This window comes from Methylobacillus sp. MM3, assembly GCF_001645185.1.
In the GTDB taxonomy this organism is placed as follows: Bacteria; Pseudomonadota; Gammaproteobacteria; order Burkholderiales; family Methylophilaceae; genus MM2.
The window spans coordinates 1-402 of record NZ_LXTQ01000028.1 but is presented as its reverse complement, the minus strand read 5'-3'; the positions used below and the strand labels follow the sequence as shown (position 1 = coordinate 402).

The window sequence follows — 402 nt, the reverse complement described above, 5'->3', positions numbered from 1 at the left end:
CTATAGATAAGCACAATCGCCGTGGCGACGATCAGCGCCGCAGTAGCCGCATAGATGTCATAAATCTTGTAAAACGCGAAAAAGACAACCAGCGGTAAAAAATCAAGAAACTGCTTCATTTTACGATTCCGTAATCAAATGCTTAAGGTTATTGGCGAATCAACATATACAGGCGGAACAGATAGATGAGCAATATGGCTGAAATCAGGTTGCTCAAGGTGTTCGCCAGTACGGCACCAATTTCCGGGGTTAATGCGGCAAAAGAAGAGGCAAAAAGCAGCAACAGTGTTTTTGCCAGCAACCAGCTCAGTACTGCGGGTGCCACCAGACGCATATTCGCCCAAGTCAGCCGCATACTGCTACGCATCGAGGCAAAAACGCCCATTTTGTCCTGTACCAACA

Annotated in this window: 2 protein-coding genes; both read right to left on the bottom strand. The window is 47.0% G+C overall.

Annotated elements, in window-relative coordinates:
* Positions 1–119 (bottom strand): septation protein IspZ (locus A7976_RS08755; RefSeq protein ID WP_205633484.1); only part of this gene is annotated, 119 nt, incomplete at its 3' end.
* A 29-nt stretch (positions 120–148) separates the two neighbouring features.
* Positions 149–402, bottom strand: a 254-nt coding sequence (locus A7976_RS08750) for a YciC family protein (RefSeq protein ID WP_305791276.1), incomplete at its 5' end; no start/stop codon positions are given.